This window comes from Arthrobacter sp. ISL-72 (assembly GCF_018613755.1).
GTDB lineage: Bacteria > Actinomycetota > Actinomycetes > Actinomycetales > Micrococcaceae > Arthrobacter.
The window spans coordinates 20,700-37,565 of record NZ_JAGGPP010000016.1; the positions used below are offsets into that span (position 1 = coordinate 20,700).

Annotated in this window: 15 protein-coding genes; 9 read left to right on the forward strand and 6 right to left on the reverse strand. The window is 66.5% G+C overall.

Annotated elements, in window-relative coordinates:
- Nucleotides 1–52 precede the first annotated feature (52 nt).
- The 6 genes from J7I92_RS15045 to J7I92_RS15070 all read right to left on the reverse strand — a co-directional run bounded on the left by J7I92_RS15045 (nucleotide 53) and on the right by J7I92_RS15070 (nucleotide 5,148).
- On the reverse strand, nucleotides 53–934 hold the full coding sequence (locus J7I92_RS15045; protein WP_214841740.1) for a 1,4-dihydroxy-2-naphthoate polyprenyltransferase: 882 nt from the start codon (nucleotides 932–934) through the stop codon (nucleotides 53–55).
- A gap of 69 nt (nucleotides 935–1,003) precedes the next feature.
- A complete protein-coding gene (locus J7I92_RS15050) occupies nucleotides 1,004–2,110 on the reverse strand; it encodes an AMP-binding protein (RefSeq protein WP_251039989.1) in 1,107 nt (368 codons plus the stop codon).
- 129 nt (nucleotides 2,111–2,239) lie between these two features.
- Nucleotides 2,240–3,193, reverse strand: coding sequence for a 1,4-dihydroxy-2-naphthoyl-CoA synthase (locus tag J7I92_RS15055; protein WP_214841742.1), 954 nt, complete (start codon nucleotides 3,191–3,193; stop codon nucleotides 2,240–2,242).
- Nucleotides 3,194–3,215: 22 nt separating this feature from the next.
- Nucleotides 3,216–3,656, reverse strand: a complete 441-nt coding sequence (locus J7I92_RS15060; RefSeq protein ID WP_214841744.1) for a VOC family protein — start codon at nucleotides 3,654–3,656, stop codon at nucleotides 3,216–3,218.
- 80 nt (nucleotides 3,657–3,736) lie between these two features.
- Nucleotides 3,737–4,354 carry a gamma carbonic anhydrase family protein gene (locus tag J7I92_RS15065; protein WP_214841746.1) on the reverse strand — a complete coding sequence of 206 codons (618 nt, stop codon included), beginning with the start codon at nucleotides 4,352–4,354 and terminating at the stop codon, nucleotides 3,737–3,739.
- Nucleotides 4,355–4,386: 32 nt separating this feature from the next.
- Nucleotides 4,387–5,148, reverse strand: a complete 762-nt coding sequence (locus tag J7I92_RS15070) for a CPBP family intramembrane glutamic endopeptidase (protein ID WP_214841748.1) — start codon at nucleotides 5,146–5,148, stop codon at nucleotides 4,387–4,389.
- Between the two features lie 117 nt (nucleotides 5,149–5,265).
- Here J7I92_RS15070 and J7I92_RS15075 point away from each other — a divergent pair, with 117 nt between their 5' ends.
- The 9 genes from J7I92_RS15075 to J7I92_RS15115 all read left to right on the forward strand — a co-directional run bounded on the left by J7I92_RS15075 (nucleotide 5,266) and on the right by J7I92_RS15115 (nucleotide 16,835).
- Entirely contained in the window at nucleotides 5,266–6,246 is a 981-nt protein-coding gene (locus J7I92_RS15075; RefSeq protein WP_214841750.1) for a metal ABC transporter substrate-binding protein, read from the forward strand.
- Entirely contained in the window at nucleotides 6,243–7,067 is an 825-nt protein-coding gene (locus J7I92_RS15080) for a metal ABC transporter ATP-binding protein (protein WP_251039977.1), read from the forward strand. The genes J7I92_RS15075 and J7I92_RS15080 overlap by 4 nt, the downstream gene beginning before the upstream one ends.
- Before the next feature lie 2 nt (nucleotides 7,068–7,069).
- Nucleotides 7,070–7,945 carry a metal ABC transporter permease gene (locus J7I92_RS15085; protein WP_214841752.1) on the forward strand — a complete coding sequence of 292 codons (876 nt, stop codon included), beginning with the start codon at nucleotides 7,070–7,072 and terminating at the stop codon, nucleotides 7,943–7,945.
- A 120-nt stretch (nucleotides 7,946–8,065) separates the two neighbouring features.
- The gene (locus J7I92_RS15090; protein WP_214841754.1) at nucleotides 8,066–9,802 is read left to right on the forward strand and encodes an ABC-F family ATP-binding cassette domain-containing protein; all 1,737 of its coding nucleotides are present in this window, start codon (nucleotides 8,066–8,068) and stop codon (nucleotides 9,800–9,802) included.
- Nucleotides 9,803–10,012: 210 nt separating this feature from the next.
- Nucleotides 10,013–10,360 carry a molybdopterin oxidoreductase gene (locus J7I92_RS15095; protein ID WP_214841756.1) on the forward strand — a complete coding sequence of 116 codons (348 nt, stop codon included), beginning with the start codon at nucleotides 10,013–10,015 and terminating at the stop codon, nucleotides 10,358–10,360.
- Entirely contained in the window at nucleotides 10,360–12,948 is a 2,589-nt protein-coding gene (gene nirB, locus J7I92_RS15100) for a nitrite reductase large subunit NirB (RefSeq protein WP_285290115.1), read from the forward strand. Before J7I92_RS15095 ends, nirB begins: the two co-directional genes overlap by 1 nt.
- Entirely contained in the window at nucleotides 12,945–13,307 is a 363-nt protein-coding gene (locus tag J7I92_RS15105; RefSeq protein ID WP_251039978.1) for a Rieske (2Fe-2S) protein, read from the forward strand. The genes nirB and J7I92_RS15105 overlap by 4 nt, the downstream gene beginning before the upstream one ends.
- A 194-nt stretch (nucleotides 13,308–13,501) precedes the next feature.
- A complete protein-coding gene (locus J7I92_RS15110; protein ID WP_214841758.1) occupies nucleotides 13,502–14,962 on the forward strand; it encodes an amino acid permease in 1,461 nt (486 codons plus the stop codon).
- 223 nt (nucleotides 14,963–15,185) lie between these two features.
- Nucleotides 15,186–16,835: a LuxR C-terminal-related transcriptional regulator gene (locus J7I92_RS15115; protein WP_214841760.1), complete on the forward strand. Its 1,650-nt coding sequence runs from the start codon at nucleotides 15,186–15,188 to the stop codon at nucleotides 16,833–16,835.
- Nucleotides 16,836–16,866 lie beyond the last annotated feature (31 nt).

Here is a 16,866-nt window from a genome sequence, read left to right on the forward strand (position 1 = left end):
CCCGCACGGAAGAGCCGCGCAAGGAAGAGCCGCGCAAGGAAGCCTGAGTACCCTACAGCCCGTGGCTCAGCACGAGGCCCAGGGAGAACAGCACGCTGTAGCCCAGGTTGATCAGGCCCGTCTGCTTGAGGACAGGGATGAGGCTCTTGCGCTTCCGGCCGTTGATCATCAGCCATGACGGCATCAGGCTGGCGGGGATGAGCAACAGCACCAGGAGAATCCAGGGGCGTCCCGGCGCCAGGACAACCACCAGCAGGATGGCGACTGCCAGCATCAGCACGTAGCTTTCACGGGCGTGCTTGTCGCCCAGCCGCACCGCCAGCGTCTTTTTGCCGGCCTGGATGTCGGTGGGAATGTCCCGGACGTTGTTGGCCATCAGGAGAGCGCACGCGATCAGTCCGGTGCCGATTGCACCGATGATGGCGGCCAGGCTCAGTTGCCCGGCCTGCGTGTATGTGGTGCCGAGGGTGGCAACCAGTCCGAAGAACACAAAGACGAACACGTCGCCCAGGCCCATGTAACCGTAGGGGTTCTTGCCGCCGGTGTACCCCCAGGCGGCAAAGACGCAGCCGAGGCCCACGAGGATCAGCCACCACGCCTGCGTCATGACCACCAGGACCAGGCCGAAAAGCATGGCCAGCCCGAACGCGGTAAACGCAGCGCGCTTCACCAGCTCCGGCTGAGCGGCGCCGGAGCCCACCAGGCGGAGCGGGCCAACCCGGTCCTCGTCCGTGCCGCGGATGCCGTCCGAGTAGTCGTTGGCATAGTTCACGCCGACCTGAAGCAGCAGGGCCACGAACGCGGCCAGGATGGCGTTGACCGGCTTGAACGCGTCCATCTCGAAGGCCGCAGCCGTGCCGATCAGGACTGGTGCGATGGCAGCCGGCAGGGTGCGTGGGCGGGCGCCTTGGATCCATTGTGCGGCTGTGGCCACGTTGAGTACTCCGATTGCTTCGATGTTTGCTTCTACGTTTGCTTGGATGTTTCGTGCGGTAGGGCTTCTCTATTTTCCCTGATGCAGGGCGTCCAGCCGAACCGTCATGCCCAGCCGGTCCGGTTTGCCGTTGGGCAGCATCATCAGCTCGCCGGCGGCCAGGACGGTTTTGGGAGCCAGCGGTCCCAGTGCATCGTGCCGTCGGGCGGTGAAGCCCTGGATTCCCGCGGGTGAGCTGTCCGCCACAGCAACATACGCGGCCACGGCCTGGCCCCACTCCTCCGAGGGGACGCCGGCCACAAAGGCCGCCAGCACGCCGTCGAGCTTTTCCAGCTCGGCCTGCACGTGCGCGGCCGAAACCTTCACGCCTCCGGTGATGATCACGTCGTCGGCCCGGCCCAGCACGGTGAGCTTTCCAGCGGAGTCGATGGAGCCGAGGTCGCTGGTGCGGTACCAGCGGATGCCGTCTTCTTCGAAGAAGGCGTCCTTGGTCAGGCCGGGTTCGTCGAGGTAGCCCGCGGCCAGGGTGGCGCCGCCCAGCAGGATCCGGCCGTCCCCGTCCACGCGGGCCAGCACGTCCTCGAGCGGGAAGCCGTCGTACACGCAGCCGCCGCACGTTTCCGCCGAACCGTAGGTGGTCACCACCCGGACGCCTGCCTCGCGGGCCGCCTCCAGCAGGTCGGAGGAGGCGGGCCCGCCGCCGAGCAGGATTCCGTTGAACCGGCGTAGGACCGCCAGTGTCTCCGCCGACGGCGCCTCCAGCAGCCGCTGCAGCTGCGTGGGGACCAGCGAGGTGAAGCGGATCTTGTCAGTGAGCTCCTGCGCGGCAGCGGTGAAGGCTTCCGGGGTGAAGCCATCGGACAGGTCCATGGCCCACGGCCGGGTGCCGGCGAAGAGGGAGCGGACCAGGACCTGCACCCCGGCGACGTACTGCAGGGGGAGGGCAAGGAGCCACTGGCCTTCGCCCTTGAGCGCGAACGCGGTTGCCATCGATGAGGCCGCCAGTGCCTCCACCGTGAGCACCGTCGCCTTGGGCGCTCCCGTGGAACCGGAGGTTCGCACCACCACGGCGGCATCCTCGAAGCCCGGCGTCTCCACCGTGGAAACCACAACATTCGCGTCGGCGTTCGCGGAAAGTTCGACGGCGGGGCCCTCACCGTGGAGGGCGTCCGCCAGCGCCCGAAGGGCGGAGTCGAGCGGGGCAGAATCGACCGGGGCGGGTTCGACCGGGGCGGGTTCGACCGGGGCGGGTTCGATGTTCGGGGGCTGGGAAGTCACAGGGGCTGCCTTCGGGGTAGGGCGGGCTCAGAAGTAGTACGGGAACTGGGACCAGTCGGGATCGCGCTTTTCGAGGAAGGCTTCCTTGCCCTCCACGGCCTCGTCGGTCATGTATGCCAGCCGGGTCGCTTCACCGGCAAACACCTGCTGGCCGGCCAGGCCGTCGTCGGCCAGGTTGAAGGCGAACTTCAGCATGCGGATGGCCTGGGGCGACTGCCGGGCGATGTCCGCGGCGTATTCCAGGGCCACTTCTTCCAGCAGTTCGTGGTCCACGGCTTCGTTCACGGCGCCCATCCGGACCATGTCGTCTGCCGAGTACTCGCGGGCGAGGAAGAAGATCTCGCGGGCGGCCTTCTGGCCGATCTGGCGGGCCAGGAGCGCCGAACCGTACCCGGCGTCGAAGCTTCCCACCGTGGCGTCCGTCTGCTTGAACTTGCCGTACTGCCGGGAGGCGATGGTCAGGTCCGAGACCACGTGCAGCGAGTGCCCGCCGCCGGCCGCCCAGCCGTTCACGACGGCAATGACCACCTTGGGCATGGTCCGCATGAGCCGCTGGACTTCGAGGATGTGAAGCCGGCCCGCCCGGGCAGGGTCGATCGTCTCCTTGGTCTCGCCGTCGGCATAGCGGTAGCCGTCCCGGCCCCTGATCCGCTGGTCCCCGCCGGAGCAGAACGAGTGCCCGCCGTCCTTGGGCGACGGCCCGTTTCCGGTGAGCAGCACGGTGGCCACGTTGGGGGTCATGCGGGCGTGGTCCATGGCGCGGTAGAGCTCGTCCACGGTGCCGGGACGGAACGCGTTGCGGACTTCGGGGCGGTTGAAGGCGATGCGAACGGTGGGCAGGTCCCGCAGCACGGCGCCGTCGGAATCCCGTTCCACCTGCCGGTGGTAGGTCATGTCCTGGAAGTCGTCGAAGCCGGCCACGGTGCGCCACCGGGAAGGGTCAAAGACGTCGGATACCTTGGCTGGGAATTCGTTGCTCACAGACCGAGTCTAGTAATCAGCCTCAGCTGATGCAGAACTCGTTGCCTTCGGGGTCCGCCATGGTGTGCCATTCGTGGGGCCCCTGGTTGGCGGTCCACAGGAATGTTGCGCCGCGTGCCTCCAGCTCCGCGCGGACCACGTCCTTGTCCCTGCCGTCCAGCCGCACATCCCAGTGCACCCGGTTCTTGATGGTCTTTTCCTCGGGCACGGTCTGGAACAGCAGGCGGCGCGCGGGTGCCTTGGCCTCGAGTTCTTCGACCGGGCGGATCGCCGCTCCGTCGCGCCAGACCAGGTTTCCCTTGTGCAATTTTGTTTGGTCCTCAGTGGCGAAGCCCCGCTCGATCATGGACCGGATGAAGCCCGCGTCCTGGGGCTCCACGGCCCAGTCCAGGGTTTCGGCCCACCAGTCGGCCAGCTCGTGCGGATTCCTGCAGTCGATCGCTATCTGAATGTTGAGTCCCATGGGTCAAAACTACGACGGCGGCGTCCCCGCCGAAAGGGGGCCGCGTCCGGCTGTCATGCTCCATCCTTGGAACATTGCATCTACGCGTCTCCGGAACGTGTTGAGGGCTCGATGACCGTGTCACCCCGGTGCGTGCCGTAGTACTTCGACTGGAGGCCCATCAGCTCACCCATCGGCACGGTACGGTCGACACCGTACACCGTGCCTGGAAAGTCGAGCTCCCGCTGGATTGCCCAAATCTCGTCATGGCGCTCCGGGGACAGGATGCGCGCAGTGTCACCGACTGCTACCCAACCGATGGGGATCATGGCGCCAGGCGCGAGCCGGGTGTTGACCTGGACGACAGGGTTGATTCGCACCTCGGCTCCCGCACCAACGCGGCTTCCAGGGAACAGGGAGGCGCCGGTGGCAATGAATGCCTCATCCTCGACCACGGTTCCGTTGAGATGGGCATGCGGACCGACCATCACGCTGTTGCCAACGAATACGCCGTGGCGCGACCGGCCGCGAACCACTGTGTTCTCCATGATGACGGTGTTCCGCCCGATCCGAACCTGTCCGTCCTCGGCGTTCAGCACTGCCCCGTGCATTATGCGGGCCCCGCTTGCTATGGCGACGTCACCGATGATGACTGCTGTGGTGGCCACATATGCGTCCGGGTGGAGGGACGGCTGAATGCCGCGGTGTTCAATGAGCACTGGCTGACCTCTTTCACGGGGTGCGTCAACGCCTAGGACTGGACTTGCTGCAGCTGGTCCAGTAGTTCCGGCGGGATCGCGTAAATGAACACCACGGCCAGCAGGTTCTTGGCGCCGTGCACGAAGTAGGAGAACATCAGGTTCTTCCCGGTCCAGACGTACACGAAAACCAGCGTCGCACCCATGGCGAGGTACGGCATCAGCACTGGCAGGGTCAGGGTCTCCTGGCCAACGATGTGCAGCGCCGCGAAGAGGATCGAGGACAGGATGCAGCACACCCAGATGTTGACGCGGCGGCTCAGCTTGCCGATGAGCAGGTGGCGGAAAATGTACTCCTCCACGAACGGGCCCACGATGACCAGCAGGGGCACAATCAGCCACGGCGGCACCTGTTGGACGAGTGCCTGGACGTTGGCCTGGTTGGCCGAGCCCTGCACCGGTCCCGTGAGAGCCACCAGGATGGCGGTCAGGATCAGCATGGCCACCACCGCAACCGGAACCATGACCAGCGTGAACCAGGGCCTGGTGCCGAGCACGCGGAGGTCGCGGGACGCCACCCGGCGGGCAGCTGCAACGGCCAGGATGCCCACGCCGCCGTAGAACAGCAGGTTCACCGAGTACACAGCCACCGTGGGATCAGGGGAGAGCTGCAGCAGCAGCGGCTGCAGCAGGGATCCGGCCACCGCAAAGAGCGCCGCGACGGCTACATAGAGCCCGACAGTGGTGTAATCGAGCGGGGAAAACCGGTAGAGCTCCGGCTGTGGCGCCGGGGGAGTGCGGAGAGCTGTACCCATGAGACCAGCCTAGCCGTGCAGGACCAGGCGATGTGCCGGCTGGGAGTCACCGCGGCCAATCGATGGAGGGGCGCCGAACATTGCAGCGGCGTAATTGCGCCCGGTACAATATTCGGTATGCCTAAATTCCTGTTTCGGTGCGCCAAAGTAGTCCGCCGAACCGGGGGACTTCGCCCTGCCGGAGCCGCCGTCGTCGCCCTTTTTCTCTGTCTTTCCCTGTCCGCGTGCGGGGGTGCCGCTCCCGGCCAGGGCCCCGGGGGTGAGAAGCCCGTGGTGCTGACCACTTTCACCGTGCTCGCGGACGTGGCGCAAAACGTGGCCGGAGACAAGCTGCAGGTCGAATCGATCACCAAGCCCGGCGCTGAAATCCACGGCTACGAGCCCACCCCCGGGGACATCCGCAAGGCATCCAAGGCCGACCTGATCCTGGACAATGGCCTGAATCTCGAAGCCTGGTTCGCCCAGTTCGTCGAAGGCCTGGACGTTCCGCACGCCGTGGTGTCCGAAGGCGTCCAGCCAATGCCCATCAGCGAGGACTCCTACCAGGGCAAGCCGAACCCGCACGCATGGATGTCCCCGGTCAATGTCCAGATTTATGTGGACAACATGGTGAAGGCCTTCTCGAAGCTTGATCCGGACAACGCGTCCACCTTCGAGGCGAACGGGGCCGCGTACAAGGCCAAGTTGCAGGCCGTGAAGGACGAAATGACGCAGAAGCTCGCGGCCGTCCCCGAGGCCCAGCGCGCCCTGGTGACCTGCGAGGGTGCCTTCTCCTACCTGGCGCGGGACGCCGGCCTCCGCGAGGTCTACATCTGGGCCGTCAACGCCGAGCAGCAGGCCACGCCTCAGCAGATCGCCCGGGCCATCGAATTCGTCAAGGCCAACAAGGTTCCGGCAGTCTTCTGCGAATCAACGGTCTCGGATGCCCCGATGCGCCAGGTGGTGGGAGCCACGGGTGCGAAGTTCGGCGGCGTGCTTTACGTGGATTCGCTGTCCGAAGCCGACGGTCCCGTCCCGACCTACCTGGACCTCATCCGGCACGACTCCAAGCTCATCACCGAGGCGCTGGTTGGTGCCTCGGCGGGGGCGGCATCATGAGCACCCCGGCCATCCTGGTAGAAAACGTCACCGTCCACTACGGCGAGGTGCTGGCGCTGGACGCCGCCTCGCTGAGCCTGGACACGGCCCGGATCTGCGGCCTGATCGGCATGAACGGCTCCGGCAAGTCCACCCTGTTCAAGGCGATCATGGGGATGATCAAACCCGACGCCGGTCGCGTCCTCATCAACGGCGCACCTCCCGCCAAGGCACGCAGGGAAGGCGGGATCGGCTACGTCCCGCAAAGCGAAGACGTGGACTGGCAGTTCCCGCTGTCCGTCCGCGACGTGGTGATGATGGGCCGCTACGGCCACCAGGGCTTCACCCGCCGCCCTTCCAAGGCGGACCGCGCCGCCGTCGACCTGGCGCTGGACCGGGTGGAGCTGTCCGAGTTCGCGAACCGGCAGATCGGCCAGCTCTCCGGCGGCCAGAAAAAGCGGGCGTTCGTGGCCCGCGGCATCGCCCAGGGGGCCACGATGATGCTCCTGGACGAGCCGTTCGCCGGGGTGGACAAGCGATCCGAAGCCACCATCACCCGCCTGCTGCGCGAACTCGCGTCGGACGGGTGCACGATCCTCATTTCCACGCACGATCTGCACGCCCTGCCGCAGCTTTGCGACGAGGCCGTGCTGCTGATGCGCAAGGTCCTCATGCACGGCCCGCCCGAAGTGGTCCTGCAGCCCGAGCATTTGGCCATGGCCTTCGGCCTGGACGTCCTCAACCGCGACCTCCCGGTCCGCGATGTGCCGGCGCCGGATGCGGTGCAGGACGTGGTGCGGAACGAGCCCTTGCGGAACGAGCCGGCACAGGACAGGAGCTAGGCATGGATCTCTTCGACATCATCCTGGAACCGCTGAGCTACGACTTCATGGTGCGCGCCATCGTCACCACCGCACTCGCCGCCGTTGTCTGCGCGGTCCTGAGCTGCTGGCTCGTGCTGATCGGCTGGTCGCTCATGGGCGACGCCGTCTCCCACGCGGTGCTGCCGGGCGTGGTCCTCGCCTACATCGTGGGCGCACCGTTCGCCCTGGGGGCACTGGTGTTCGCGTTGATCGCCGTCACACTGATCGGGGTGGTGCGGAATACGAGCCGGGTGAAGGAGGACGCGGCGATAGGCATCGTCTTCAGCTCGCTGTTCGCCCTGGGCCTGGTGCTGATCTCCGTGACGCCGAGCCAGACGGACCTCAACCACATCATCTTCGGCAACCTGCTGGGCGTCAGCATTCCGGACCTCATCCAGGTGCTGGTGCTGGGAGTGGTGGCCTTCGCCATCCTCATCCTCAAGCGTCGGGACCTGACGCTGTACGCTTTCGACCCCACCCACGCCCACGCCATCGGGCTGTCCCCGCGCAGGCTCGGGGCGCTGCTGCTGGGACTGCTGGCACTGACGTCGGTGGTGGCACTGCAGACCGTTGGTGTGGTGCTGGTGGTGGCGATGCTGATCATCCCCGGAGCCACCGCCTACCTGCTGACAGACCGCTTCTCCCGCATGCTGGTGATCGCCCCGGTGATCTCAAGCGTGTGCTCCATCGCCGGCATCTACCTCAGCTACTACCTGGACACGGCCTCCGGGGCCATGGTGGTGCTCACTCAGGGCGCCGTCTTCGCCGCCGTCTATCTGTTCAGCCCCCGCCAGGGCCTGATCGGCACCCGCCTGGCTAAGGCCCGCCGTCGGAAAGCGGTGGCGCTCGCCGTCTGACGCTGCCGCCGCCCCGCGCACGACGGCGGGCGCTTGACGTTGCGGGTCCTGTCCGGGCAGGCTGGGTGGATGAAGTCCTAACAAGCACCGCCTTACTTCGGACCCCCGTTAGGACTCCCCTTGACTGAACATCTTTCCCTGACCGGCGTCGCCCACGCCTACGGCGACCGCCAGCTTTTCAGTGCCGTCCACCTCGTCATCGGCGCCGGTGAGCACACGGCCGTCGTCGGCGAAAACGGAGCCGGAAAATCGACGCTGCTGCGGATCCTTGCCGGGCTCGAGGCGCCGGACGAAGGCACAGCGGCGAGCCACGGGCGTGTGGGGTACCTGGCCCAAACCACCGGGCTGCCGGCGTCGTTCACGGTGCGCAACGCGATCGACGACGCCCTGGCCTCCCTCCGCGCCCTCGAGGCGGAACTGGACCACCTGGAATCCGACCTGGCCGACGCGGACGAGGAGCAGCTGGAACGCTACGGCAGCCTGCAGACCCAGTACCAGCTCCGGGAAGGCTATGCCGCCGAATCCCGCGTCGAAGCGGCGCTGGACCGCCTCGGCCTCGGCGGCCTCGACCGGCAGCGGACGCTCGGTTCACTTTCCGGCGGCGAGCAGCACCGGGTGGCGCTGGCCTGCGTGCTGGCGGATCCCGCGGACATCCTCCTGCTGGACGAGCCCACCAACCATCTGGACGCCAGCGGAACGGCGTGGCTCGAGGCGCGGCTGGCAGCCCACCCGGGCACCGTCGTCGTCGTTTCCCACGACCGGGCGCTGCTGCGCAAGGTGGCGACGTCCGTCGTCGAAGTGGACGCCGAGCGGTGCACGGTCAACCGCTACGGCAACGGCTATGAGGGGTATCTGCGGGAGAAGGCGGCCGAGCGTGAACGCTGGGTGCAGCAGTACCGGGGATGGGTGGACGCCATGGCCGCCGAACGGCTCCAGGCGGACACGGTGGCCGGAACGATGGGCTATGGCCGCCGGCGCGACGGCGACAAAATGGGCTTCGACTTCAAGGGCGGCACCTGGCAAAAGGCCGTCACCAGCAAGGTCCGCAACGCCCAGGAACGGCTGCGGCGGCTCGAGGCCAACCCCGTGGACCGCCCGCCTGTTCCCTTGAAACTGGCGGTGGACCTCCGGCCCGGGGCCGCTGATCCGGACTCCGCTGACCCGGACGCCGCTAATCCGGACGCCGCTAATGATAACGGCGCGGGATGCGTCACGGGAGCTGGTGCGGGCCCGGCGTTGGACGCCCGCGGTGTGCGGGTTGCCGGCCGCCTGGAACGGACGGATTTCCGGGTGGAGACAGGCCAGAAGATCCTGATCACCGGACCCAACGGTGCGGGTAAGTCGACGCTGCTGTCCGTCCTGGCCGGCACCCTGGAACCGGACGCCGGGACAGTCGTGCGGAGCGGCCGGGTGGGCTATCTGCAGCAGGAACTGGAGCCGCCGCGCAGGCCCCAGCTGCGCCTTCTCCCGGCCTTCGTGGAGGGCCTGGGCGGCAACATCGACGAGCATGCGGAGGCGCTGCTGCGGCTGGGCCTCTTCCGGACCACCGAGTTCCACGTTCCCGTCGGCAGCCTCTCCGCCGGGCAGCAGCGCCGGCTGGCCCTGGCCCGGCTCCTGCTCGGCGGCTACGGGACCATGCTCGTGGACGAACCCACCAACCACCTGGCCCCCGTGCTGGTGGAGCAGCTGGAAGAGGTGCTCTCCGAGTTCGGCGGAACACTGATCATGGTGAGCCACGACCGCGCGCTGGGGGAGTGGTTCAGCAGATGCACCGCCCGCGCGGAACAGAGTGGCGGCGGTGCGCGGGGCGGCGGGGACTGGCTGCGGTACAGCATGCGGGAGGGCTGGCTGGTCTAGTTTCGGCCTACGGCGTGATCCAGGGTGCTCCAGGGTGGTACGGGGCAGCCCAAAAAACGGTGAGTTTTGCGTTAAAGGATCGTTACGCCCTGCCTGCAGGGCCGAAACAACTCCGGCGCAGGATGGAGGGGAGCCCGTGATTCCCACGCTCAAGTAGCGTCCGCGCGGTCCGCCGCCGGGCCTGCTCAGCCGGCCGAAAGGATCTGTCCCGTGATCACCAAGAACCTTTTCCTGCAGGGCGTCTTCCCGTTCCAGGGAGCCGGGCTCGAGAAGCCCGTCCCCATCCACCGGGAGCTCGCCCACTTCGTTCCGGACGGAATTATCAACCAGACACTCTACTTCCGCGGCGGCAACTCCAGTTCGGAACTGGTCACCGTGGTCCTGATGCGCGACGGCGTGCCCATGCGGTACTTTCCCATCGGCGCCAAGAGCGACGTCCACGTGCCGCTCCGGGTGGTGGAGGACATTGAAGGCGGATCGGTGGTGGAGCTGTTCCTCCTGGCGGCCGACGGCGTTGCCGGGTTCGTGGTGGTGGACCTGGGGATGGTGGAGCACTGATGACCTCGATCTTGGATAGGGATCAGCCCAAGTCCCAGCACCGGCACCCGGGCCGGCAGGGGCGGCCCCAGCCCAAGCAGCAGGCGCGGCAGGGGAAGCCTGCCGCCCGCCGTCGGCTGGTGGTGATCGGCAACGGCATGGCCGGCGCCCGGGCGGTGGAGGAGATCCTTGCCCGCGGCGGCGCCGAGCAGTTCACCATCACCATGTTCGGCGACGAGCCCTACGGCAACTACAACCGGATCATGCTCAGCCACGTCCTCGCCGGCGAGGAGAACGACGCGGACATCTTCCTGAACTCCCTGCACTGGTACCAGGACAACAACATCACCCTGCACGCCGGCGTCCGGGTGGAACGGATCGACCGGTTCACCAAGTACGTGTTTGCCAGCAACGGCCATGTGGTCCCGTACGACGTGCTGATTATCGCCACGGGCAGCCAGTCCTTTATGCCGCCAATGGACGGCCTCTACACCCCGAGCGGCTCGGTCAAACCCGGGGTCTTCACCTTCCGCACCATCGATGACACCCGGAACATGGTCCGGCACGCCCGGCTCGAGGATCACCTTCCGGAGAGGCAACGCAGGGCAGTGGTGATCGGCGGCGGCCTCCTGGGGCTGGAAGCGGCACGCGGGCTGCAAAGCCACGGCATCGACGTCGACGTGGTCCACTCCGGCGGGCACCTCATGAACGCCCAGCTGGGGCCCGACGGCGGGGCCATCCTGCGCCGGAGCGTCGAAGCCCTGGGCATCACGGTGCACACCGGAAGCCGGACCACCGCCGTCCTCGGCACGGATAAGGTCACCGGCGTCCGGCTGCGGGATCAGCCGGACATCGGCTGCGACATGGTGGTGGTGGCCGCGGGCATCCGCCCCAATGTGGACCTCGCCGTCCTCAGCGGCCTGCATGTGGAACGCGCAATTGTGGTGGATGACCAGCTCCGCGTGGTGGACGAGGACGACATCTACGCGGTGGGGGAATGCGTTCAGCACCGCGGGGAGGTGTACGGGCTCGTGGCGCCGCTGTGGGAGCAGGCCGCGGTGCTCGCCGACCACGTCACCGGCGCGGATACTTCCTCGGCCTACCTCGGCTCCCGGATCGCCACGAAACTGAAGGTGGCCGGCGTCGAAGTCGCCTCCATGGGACTGAAGGGCCCGGAGCGGGCGACGGACGAACACATCGTCTTCTCCGAGCCCAGCCGCGGTGTATTCAAGTCCATCGTTATCCGGGACAACAAAATGGTGGGCGCCACCCTGCTGGGGGACAGCCGCAAGGTGGCCTACCTGACCCAGGCCTTCGACAAGGGGCTGCCCCTGCCCGAGGAGCGGATCTCGCTCATGTTCGACCTGGGCACTCCCGGGGAGGAGCAGGGCGTAGCCGAGCTCGACGACGACGCCCAGGTCTGCAACTGCAATGGTGTCAGCAAGAAATCCCTGGTGGATGCGGTCAAGGGAGGCTGCAACACAGTGGCGGGAGCCATGGATGCTACCCGCGCGGGCAAGGGCTGCGGTTCCTGCAAGCTGCTGGTGAAGCAGGTGGTGGAATGGGCGGCCGACGGCGCGGTGGAGGAGGACCCGGCCGCCAGCTACTACGTGCCGGGGATTCCGCTGGACAAGCCGTCGCTGATGGCAGCGATCCGGAAGCAGGGGCTCCGCTCGGTGTCCCAGGTGTTCGCCGCGCTGGCGCCGGGCAGCGTGGAGGATGCGAAGTCGAAGATGGGCCTCGCGTCGCTGATGAAGATGATGCTCGCGGACCGGTACATCGACGAACGGGACGCGCGGTTCATCAATGACCGCGTCCACGCCAACATCCAGCGGGATGGCACGTTCTCGGTGGTTCCTCAGATGAAGGGCGGTGTGACGTCGGTGCAGCAGCTGCGCCGCATTGCCGACGTCGCCGAAAAGCACAACATTCCGCTGATCAAGCTGACCGGCGGGCAGCGCATCGACCTGCTCGGGGTGCCCAAGGAGGACCTGCCGCAGGTGTGGGCGGACCTCGACATGCCGTCGGGCTATGCCTACGGCAAGAGTTTCCGCACGGTGAAAACCTGTGTGGGCAAGGACTTCTGCCGGTACGGTACTGGTGATTCCACCAAGCTGGGCATCGAGATCGAGTCCCGGTTCCAGGGGATCGAGTCGCCAGCCAAGCTGAAGCTGGCCGTGTCCGGCTGTCCGCGGAACTGCGCGGAGTCTCTGGTCAAGGACGTGGGCGTCGTGGCGGTGGAAGGCGGACGCTGGGAGATCTATGTCGGGGGAGCGGCCGGCGCCCATATCCGCAAGGGCGACCTGCTGGCCACCGTCGACGACCCCGAGCAGGTCAAGGTGCTGGCCGGCCGGTTCATGCAGTACTACCGGGAGAACGCCAACTGGCTGGAACGGACGTACGCCTTCGTGCCGCGGGTGGGTATCGAGCACATCCACGCCGTGGTGGTTGATGATGCGGAAGGCATCGCCGCCGATCTGGACGCCGCCATGCAGGCCTCCGTGGACAGCTACGTCGACCCCTGGACGGAGCGCGACGATCCGCTCACGCCCGGGCAGTTCCGCACGTCGCTTCCGCTCACGGTGCTTCCCCAGGTGCCGGTCCGATGAGCGCGGGTCCGATGAGCGCCCATCCGAAGCGGGAGCTCCCGCACAACCTCGGCTCGGTCGACCAGGTGCCCGTCGGGGAGGGCCGGGCGTTCGGCGTCGAGGGTGAACAGGTGGCGGTCTTCCGTCTCCGCGACGGGAGCCTGCGGGCGCTGTCCGCCGTGTGTCCGCACAAAGGAGGGCCGATCGCCGACGGCACCATCGACCAGCAGGTGGTGATGTGCCCGCTGCACCAGAACGCTTTCGAGCTGGACACGGGATGCTCCACCACCGGCGCCGAACCTCTGCAGGCCTACAACGTCGAAATCGATGCTGAGCGGAACATAATTCTGCAGATGACGGAAAGAAGCGTCGGAAATTAGGCATATGCGCGCATGACTGTTGTCCGCGTCACGATCACCCGCTGGGGCCTTGTAAACTGGGGTGGCCGCGCGAACTTCGACGCCCTGTGAGTTTTTGTCCAGATAATTCCCCCAAACGCGGGATAAAGCCGAATTATCTGGACAAAAACTCCGCGTTTCGGTGCCGGCCATCCCCCGACCCACAAGGAACAGTTGTGCCACAAAGTACTTCAGAACTTCAGAGCGCGCCGGTGCAAACCGCCGTCGTCGACTCAACTCTCAGCGCCGAGGGTTACAAAAAGACCCTGAGCCGGCGCCACGTCACCATGATCGCCATGGGCGGCGCGATCGGCGTCGGCCTTTTCATGGGTGCTGGAGGCCGTCTGGCCTCCACCGGCCCGGCGCTGATCTTTTCCTACGCCATCGCCGGCGTCATCGCTTACCTGCTGATGCGCGCACTCGGCGAACTCATCATGTACCGCCAGACCTCGGGCTCCTTCGTCAGCTACGCCGGCGAAATGTTCGGCAAAAAGGGCGCCTACCTGTCCGGCTGGATGTACTTCATCAACTGGGCCATGACCGGCATCGCGGAGCTCATCGCGATCGGCCTGTACTTCCAGTTCTTCTTCCCCAACGTGCCCGTGGAGCTCTCCGCCATCGCGGCGCTGGTGCTGCTGGTGGCCGTGAACCTGCTCAGCGTGAAGGCCTTCGGCGAATTCGAATTCTGGGCCTCCTGCCTTAAAGTCGCCGCCATTCTGATCTTCCTGGCGGTGGGCACGTTCATGGTGGTCACCAACGCCAAGGTGGGCGCGGGCCACGCGTCCGTCAACAACCTTTTCGCCGACGACGGCGGAATGTTCCCCAAGGGCGCCCTGGTGATGATCCTGGTGCTTAACGCCGTGATCTTCGCCTACAACGCCATCGAACTCGTGGGCATCACTGCCGGCGAAATGGAGAACCCGGAACGCGAAGTGCCCAAGGCGATCCGCGCCGTCGTACTCCGCATTGTGGTGTTCTACGTCGGTTCCGTCACCCTGCTGGCCATGCTGCTGCCGTCGGACCAGTACAAGGCCGGCGAATCCCCGTTCGTTACTGTGTTCGGCCAGATGGGCCTGCCGTGGATGGGCGACGTCATGAACATGATCGTCATCACCGCCGCGCTGTCCTCCTGCAACTCCGGCCTGTACTCGATCGGCCGCATCTTCCGCACCATGGCCAACAACGGTCACGCCCCGCAGTGGCTCACCAAGATGTCCACCCGCCACGTGCCGTACGCGGCGATCCTGGCCATCGCCGGCGTTTACCTCGTGGGCATCCTGCTGAACGTCTGGCTGGGCGGCTCGCACGCGTTCGACCTCGCGCTGAACTCGGCCTCCATCGGCGTGATCTTCACGTGGGGCTCCATCTTCGCCAGCCAGATCGCGCTGCGCAAGAAGAAGGGCAACGTCTCCAGCCTGCCCATGCCCGGCGCCCCTTGGACCAGCTGGGCCGGGCTCATCGCGCTGCTCGCCATCACGGTGCTGATCGGCTTCGACACGATGACGGACAAGGCCACCGGCGACGTCTTCCTGCTGGGCCTGTGGACCCTCGCCACCATCCCGTTCTTCGCTCTGGTGCTGTGGCTCGGCTGGCAGAAGGTCAAGAACAACGAACCGAAGAGCGAGCTCTTCAGCTAGTTCCGGGCTAGTTTCCGTACAAGGATGTACGACGACGGCGGCGGTCACCTTGCGAAGGTGGCCGCCGTCGTCGTTCCTCCCGTGGCAGGAGCGCGAACGGGCACTTGTGGCCCCTCTGGGGGAGCGCGAACGGGCACTTGTGGCCCGACGCGTGGTGGCCACAAGTGTCCGTTCGCGCTTAAAGGGCTATGGGTCCGGCTGGCACCAGGAGGAGAATGAACTCATGGTCGACAGCACCGTGTCCACAGGCCTTGCAGAGGGCAGGCGCCTCCTGGCAGCAAACAACTGGGCAGACGCCGCCGGGGCGTTCGAGCAGGTTCTGGCTAACAGCGACGACCCCGCGGCCCATGACGGTTTGAGCAATGCCTCATGGTGGCTACGCGACGTCGACAGGGCCATCACCGAGAGAACTGCGGCCTACCGGGGTTTTCGCGGCCTGGGAGAAGACGCACAGGCCTTCCGGGCCGCCATATGGCTTGCTCGAGAATATTCCGAGGCCGTGGGCAATGAACCCGCCAGCCGCGGCTGGCTTGCCCGGGCGGAAGGCCTTGCCGCGAACCTTCCCTCCGGCGTCGAACGCAGCTGGCTCGCCGTCATCCGGGGCCTCCTCGAAGCCAACCCGGCTGCGGCGGGCGATGACGCGCAGGGGGCGCTGGCCGTTGCACGCAGCTCCGCCGACCGCGATCTTGAGGCAACGGCGCTGGCGCTCCTCGGTCTCGCGACAATCGCCGGCGGCAACGTGCCGGACGGGATGACGCTCCTGGATGAGGCAATGGTGGTGGTAACGGCCAGCGAACTTCAGGACGCCATGGTTTTTGGTGACGTGTGCTGCATGGTCACGCGGGCCAGTGAAGAAGCGTGCGACACGTCGCGGCTAAGCCAGTGGAACAAGGTCGTCATGCACTTCATGCAAAACACGGGCCATCCCGCGCTCCTTGAATCGTGCGGCACATGCTGCGCCGAGGTCTTCCTCTCCACGGGCGACATCGCAAGTGCCGAGTCATGGCTTACCAATACTTTGAATGAACTGGATCAGGGCGGCCATCGGTCACGGTGCGTCCACCCTGCCGCCAAGCTCGCCGAACTCCGGCTGCTTCAGGGGCGAGTGGAGGAAGCAGGACGGCTGCTCTCGGGTTTCGAGGGACGTCCCGATGCGTTAAGGGCGACGGCGGCAGTGCGGCTGGCGTCGGGCGATACGGCCGTGGCGGCGGCGCTCCTTCACAGACGGATCCGCCAAATTGGCGGAGGACTCCTCGCGGTTCCGCTGCTGTCCCTGCTGGCCGAGGTTCAACTGGCTCAAGGAACTCCCGACCAGGCCATGGCCACGGCCGCACGCCTGGATGAAGTCGCGTCGGCCACACGCTGGCCACGGGCAATTGCTGCGTCACACCTCACGGCTGGCCGCGCCGCGGCCACCGCCGGAAGCATTACGTTGGCGCAAGAACGCCTGGACGCGGCGATAGCGAGCTACGACGAGCTGAACATGCCCCTCGAGGCCGCTCAAGCGCGGCTGTCCCTGGCAGAAGCCCTGAATGAATCAAATCGGGACGTTGCGGTACACGAGGCCGGAACAGCCTTGGCAGTTTTTGACAAGGCCGGCGCGGCGGGAATGGCGGACCGGGCTGCCGCGCTCCTCCGCTCCCTCGGCGGGCCGGCGCGTACGGGACCCAAGGCCCTCGGGCTCCTGTCCCGACGCGAATCCGAGGTACTGACGCTGCTGGCGGAAGCTTTTACAAACGCAGAAATTGCAGACCGGCTGTTCATCAGCGCCAAGACCGCCGAACACCATGTGAGCAACATTCTGGCCAAGCTACAGCTCCGCAGTCGCGCCGAAGCTGCAGCCTTCGCCCTGCGCCACTCCCGGCCGGAATAGGGCAGTAAGTAGGGGAAGCTCCCCATCCTTT

Coding starts and splice junctions, on each gene's coding strand:
- J7I92_RS15115 (WP_214841760.1), top strand. CDS start 15,186: ATGGTCGACAGCACCGTGTCCACAGGCCTTGCAGAGGGCAGGCGCCTC.
- J7I92_RS15060 (WP_214841744.1), bottom strand. CDS start 3,656: ATGGGACTCAACATTCAGATAGCGATCGACTGCAGGAATCCGCACGAG.
- J7I92_RS15105 (WP_251039978.1), top strand. CDS start 12,945: ATGAGCGCGGGTCCGATGAGCGCCCATCCGAAGCGGGAGCTCCCGCAC.
- J7I92_RS15080 (WP_251039977.1), top strand. CDS start 6,243: ATGAGCACCCCGGCCATCCTGGTAGAAAACGTCACCGTCCACTACGGC.
- J7I92_RS15070 (WP_214841748.1), bottom strand. CDS start 5,148: ATGGGTACAGCTCTCCGCACTCCCCCGGCGCCACAGCCGGAGCTCTAC.
- J7I92_RS15085 (WP_214841752.1), top strand. CDS start 7,070: ATGGATCTCTTCGACATCATCCTGGAACCGCTGAGCTACGACTTCATG.
- J7I92_RS15075 (WP_214841750.1), top strand. CDS start 5,266: ATGCCTAAATTCCTGTTTCGGTGCGCCAAAGTAGTCCGCCGAACCGGG.
- nirB (WP_285290115.1), top strand. CDS start 10,360: ATGACCTCGATCTTGGATAGGGATCAGCCCAAGTCCCAGCACCGGCAC.